This window comes from Salinicola sp. (assembly GCF_982684285.1).
Genome location: NZ_CEXLVS010000324.1, coordinates 1 through 3,810, shown reverse-complemented (window position 1 = coordinate 3,810; position 3,810 = coordinate 1). Strand labels below are relative to the sequence as shown.

At 65.3% G+C, this 3,810-nt stretch carries 4 protein-coding genes and 1 pseudogene; 1 reads left to right on the top strand and 4 read right to left on the bottom strand.

Annotated elements, in window-relative coordinates:
• The 4 genes from AC3AYF_RS19100 to AC3AYF_RS19085 form a co-directional block, all read right to left on the bottom strand.
• Nucleotides 1–144, bottom strand: a 144-nt coding sequence (locus AC3AYF_RS19100) for a DUF1315 family protein (RefSeq protein ID WP_295039261.1), incomplete at its 3' end; no start/stop codon positions are given.
• On the bottom strand, nucleotides 141–1,022 hold the full coding sequence (locus AC3AYF_RS19095; protein WP_295039241.1) for a rhomboid family intramembrane serine protease: 882 nt from the start codon (nucleotides 1,020–1,022) through the stop codon (nucleotides 141–143). The genes AC3AYF_RS19095 and AC3AYF_RS19100, both read right to left, overlap by 4 nt.
• Nucleotides 1,023–1,364: 342 nt before the next feature.
• Nucleotides 1,365–2,342 carry a metallophosphoesterase gene (locus tag AC3AYF_RS19090; RefSeq protein ID WP_295039243.1) on the bottom strand — a complete coding sequence of 326 codons (978 nt, stop codon included), beginning with the start codon at nucleotides 2,340–2,342 and terminating at the stop codon, nucleotides 1,365–1,367.
• A 1-nt stretch (nucleotide 2,343) separates the two neighbouring features.
• On the bottom strand, nucleotides 2,344–3,225 hold the full coding sequence (locus AC3AYF_RS19085) for an NAD(+) kinase (RefSeq protein ID WP_149436264.1): 882 nt from the start codon (nucleotides 3,223–3,225) through the stop codon (nucleotides 2,344–2,346).
• Nucleotides 3,226–3,593: 368 nt separating this feature from the next.
• Between AC3AYF_RS19085 and AC3AYF_RS19080 the strand changes: the two are divergent.
• Nucleotides 3,594–3,810 (top strand): annotated as a pseudogene (locus AC3AYF_RS19080) (hypothetical protein); the annotation flags it as partial.

Sequence of the window (3,810 nt, the reverse complement as noted above, 5' to 3'; positions counted from 1 at the left end):
CACGGCCTCCATGCAGAGTTCGGTCTGCTCGGCGCTGAGCCGGCGGCCGTCCGGCCATTTGCGACGCTCGATGGCCTGCTTGAAGTTCTGGTACATCTCCGGCGTCATCTGCGCGACCATGCGGTCGAAATTCATCTCGCTCATTTCCTGTCTCCCGAGGCGTCGTGGCCGGCGCCTCCCGATGCGTTGCGGCTGGCGAACCAGCCCATGATCAACCCGATCAGCAGTCCCCCCAGATGCGCCTCGTTGGCGACGTTGCCGAAGCCGAAGGCATCGCCCAGGCCGGTCATGGTAAAGACCATCCAGCCCAGCATGAAGACCATCAGCATCTGGGGCACGAAGAGGCCGCTCTCGGGCCGGCGACGGGACATCAGCCAGACGTAGCCGAGCAGCGCATAGTCGACGCCGGACATTCCCCCGAACAGCACGGTGCCGGTGAAGTATTGGGCCAGATTCGAGAACAGCGCCGCCACGACGACGATGAGGCCCAGCCGGCGCCAGCCCTGGATCGACTCCACCTGCCGGCCGAAATACCACACCCACAGCATGTTGAAGATCAGGTGCATCCAGCCGAAGTGCAACAACGCCGGCGTGAACAGCCGCCATACCTGGCCGCCGGCCAGGGTGTCGGAGACGATGTCGCCTGGCACCAGCCGGCGCCCCATCACCTCGAGAGGCACGATGGTGAAAGCGCGGACGATGGCGTCGCCGGCAAACGTCATGCAGAGAAAGACCGCCACGCAGGCGGCGATCAGCCCTGCCGCGAGCGGGGCCTGACCAAAAGCCTGGCCGGTGATGCTGGGCCGCCGACGAGGTGCCGACGGGGCAGCCGACGTCTCCAGCTCGCCGCGATGCCACAGCTCGATCAGCCGCGCCGCCTCGTTCCGCTGCTCGGGGTCCGCCAGCCACAGCACCTGCAGATCGGCCTGCTGCGTGAAGCGGTGGCCGATGTGATGGGCCCACATCGCCTGTCGGAGCGGACGCGTATCCAGATCGCCGGGCAGTTCGATTAACTTGTACATGGGGAAGGTCCGACCCGATTATCGAGAAAGCGTCGAAGCGAATCGACGACACCGAGGCCGCCGGGCAGACGGCCCGGGGCTCGACGATGTCGATGGTCGTTCGACGCCGCCATTCTACAGACCAGAAAAAGAAAAATCCGGCGGAAGGCCGCCGGATAAGAGCAAGGGATCATTCAAGGGAACACTGACTTTGAGGGTATCCGCCGGGCGGAGTTCCTCGGCGAAGGGAAAAAATCCCAATTTTTTCCCGATTGGCGCCGACGCCGTCATAAAATCCCGGCAAATCAATCGCTAGAATCATTGTAAAAAAATGCAAAAATCGCAGGGACCAAGCTCGCGCCCTCAACCGCGCGCGCCCTCCCTCTCGACGTCGACCCAGACGAAACGGTTGGCATCGAGCCGCTCCTCTCCCTCCCAGCGGTAGGCCACCAGCCGACCGTACTTTACCGCGCTGTAGTCGAGACAGGCGATGTTCGCCCGCGGCAGCGCCGGTACCCCCTTGCACCAGTAGTGGCCCACGAACAGCGGCGGCGCCGATTCCGGGTAGTAGCTCAAGCGCTCCCGCTCGCCGGCGCTCAAGGGGCGATCCTCGAGCCCCAGCGGCAGATTGTCGGGCTGGAACACCACGTCGCCGTAGGTGCGCGGGTTCCGGCACCAGAAATGGGTGCGGAACGAGCGTCGCGTGAAGCCATCTCCGGAGCGGATCTCCACCCCCGGCGGCAACGGCAGCTGGGTGCCGCGTGTCAGACGGTCCAGGATACGCTGCGCCAGGCTGCCGTGCTGGACCGACTCGACCAGAAAGTCGCGATCGATACGGGCATCGGGGCGGCGCGCCAGGAAGGCGGCGATCAGCGGCTCGTCCCAGCATGCGTGGACCACCCGCAATCCCCCCAGGTCGAGGCAGAGCGGCAGTGTCATGAACCAGGAGAGGCAGGTCTCCCACTCCAGCGGAAAGGCGTGAAACTGCTCCAGGGTGCGACCGATGATCCGATTGTTGCGCGGGGTATGATCCCGTAGCCACTCGCGCTCGCTGTCGCTCGGTGCCTGGTGACAGTAGGCCAGGGCGTTGACCTCATGATTGCCCATCACGATATGGGCTTCGCCGGCGTCGACCATGCGCTTGGCCACCGAAACCGCCAGCCGGATGCTGGGACCGCGATCGATCAGATCGCCCAGAAAGATCACGCGGCGGCGCGGGTGACGAAAGACCCCGTCCTCTGCCCGATAGCCCAGCGCCTCGAGCAGGCGTATCAAGGTGTGTCCGCAACCGTGCACGTCCCCGATCAGATCGTAGCCGTCGACACCATCGTCCTGGGCCATGTCAGTCTCCCAGCCTGCTGCTCCAGCCCAGCTTGGAGCGGCAGGCCTCGAAGAAACTGTGTCCACGCGGGTGAATCAACGTCAGCCGCTCGGCCTGACGGCGCACATAGAGCACATCGTCGGGCTTGCAGACGACCCGGGTCTGACCGTCGCAACTGACGTGGGGATAGGCCTGGTTGATATCGCCGATATGGACGCGAATCTCGCTGGCGGCGTCGATCACGATCGGCCGGCTGGAGAGCGTGTGCGGGAACATCGGCACCAGCGTGATGGCCTCGAGCCCCGGATGCACGATGGGCCCGCCTCCCGACAGCGCATAGGCGGTGGAGCCGGTCGGGGTCGCCATGATCAGGCCATCGGAGCGCTGGGAGTAGACGAAGCGGTCGTCGACGAACAGCTCGAACTCGATCATCCGGGCCGCCTTGCCGGGATGCACGACGACATCGTTGAGACTGGAGCCGGAGCCGATCAGCCGCTCGCCGCGATAGAGTTCCGCCTCGAGCAGGAAGCGTCGCTCGCTGTCGTACTGCCCTTCCAGAACCTCGGCGACCTTCTGCTCCACCTCGTCCGGCGAGATGTCGGTCAGAAACCCCAGCCGGCCGCGGTTGATGCCGAGCACCGGCGTCCCGCTGTGGCACAGCGCCCGCGCAGCGCCCAGCAGGCTGCCGTCGCCCCCCACCACGATCACCAGGTCGCAGAGCGTGCCCAGCTCGCGGCGGCGGGCCTCGTCATGGCCGTGTCCCTGCAGCAGCGCGGCAGTACGATCCTCGATCACGATGTCGAGACCACGACGTTCGAGGAAGATCACCAGACGCTTGAGCGTCTCGACCACCTTGTCGCTACCCAGGCGGCCGATCAGGCCGATGGTGTTGAACGATTCCATACAGCGTGTCTCTGCGCGGCGTGACGGCCCGCCATTATGCTGGCTGGCCTCGCTCCCCGGCAAACCCGACGCTCCGCTCCCGGCGGGCAGCGTGACCGGTCCCACACGCCAGGCGTCCCCGCCACCCCTGCGCGCCCCGGCCGTCGAGAGCCCCCCGAATGTCTCTCGGGACCTGGAGCCAAGCCAATCGGCCTGGGGTTAACGATCTAAAATATTCTATACTTTGGCCGGCCTGGCGCAGGGAGTGCATGCACGCACGGCCCGTCACCAAGCGCTCTCGATGTGGTCTTTCCGGCCCGATCCCATATCGGATCGGGAAGACGACCGCCAGGCGCGCAAAACCGCTCTCATCAGGAGAAAAAAACTTCATGTCGCAATCTGGATCATTCAGGCCGGGCATCATCGTCATGCTCCTGGGCTCGCTCGCCGGGCTCGCCGTGGCACTCTATGCCTATTTCACGCCGCTCACAGGGGTCAACGGGTCGCTTGGCGCCCTCGTCGTCATTCTGTCGACGATCGCATTGGCCATCCTGACGCTGGTCCTGGCGCCACTGTCGTGCCGCAGCGGCCGGGTGGCACTGCGCG

What these genes read in the sequence shown, in the direction of transcription:
- AC3AYF_RS19090 (WP_295039243.1), bottom strand. Translation starts at nt 2,342, where the DNA reads ATGGCCCAGGACGATGGTGTCGACGGCTACGATCTGATCGGGGACGTG.
- AC3AYF_RS19085 (WP_149436264.1), bottom strand. Translation starts at nt 3,225, where the DNA reads ATGGAATCGTTCAACACCATCGGCCTGATCGGCCGCCTGGGTAGCGAC.
- AC3AYF_RS19095 (WP_295039241.1), bottom strand. Translation starts at nt 1,022, where the DNA reads ATGTACAAGTTAATCGAACTGCCCGGCGATCTGGATACGCGTCCGCTC.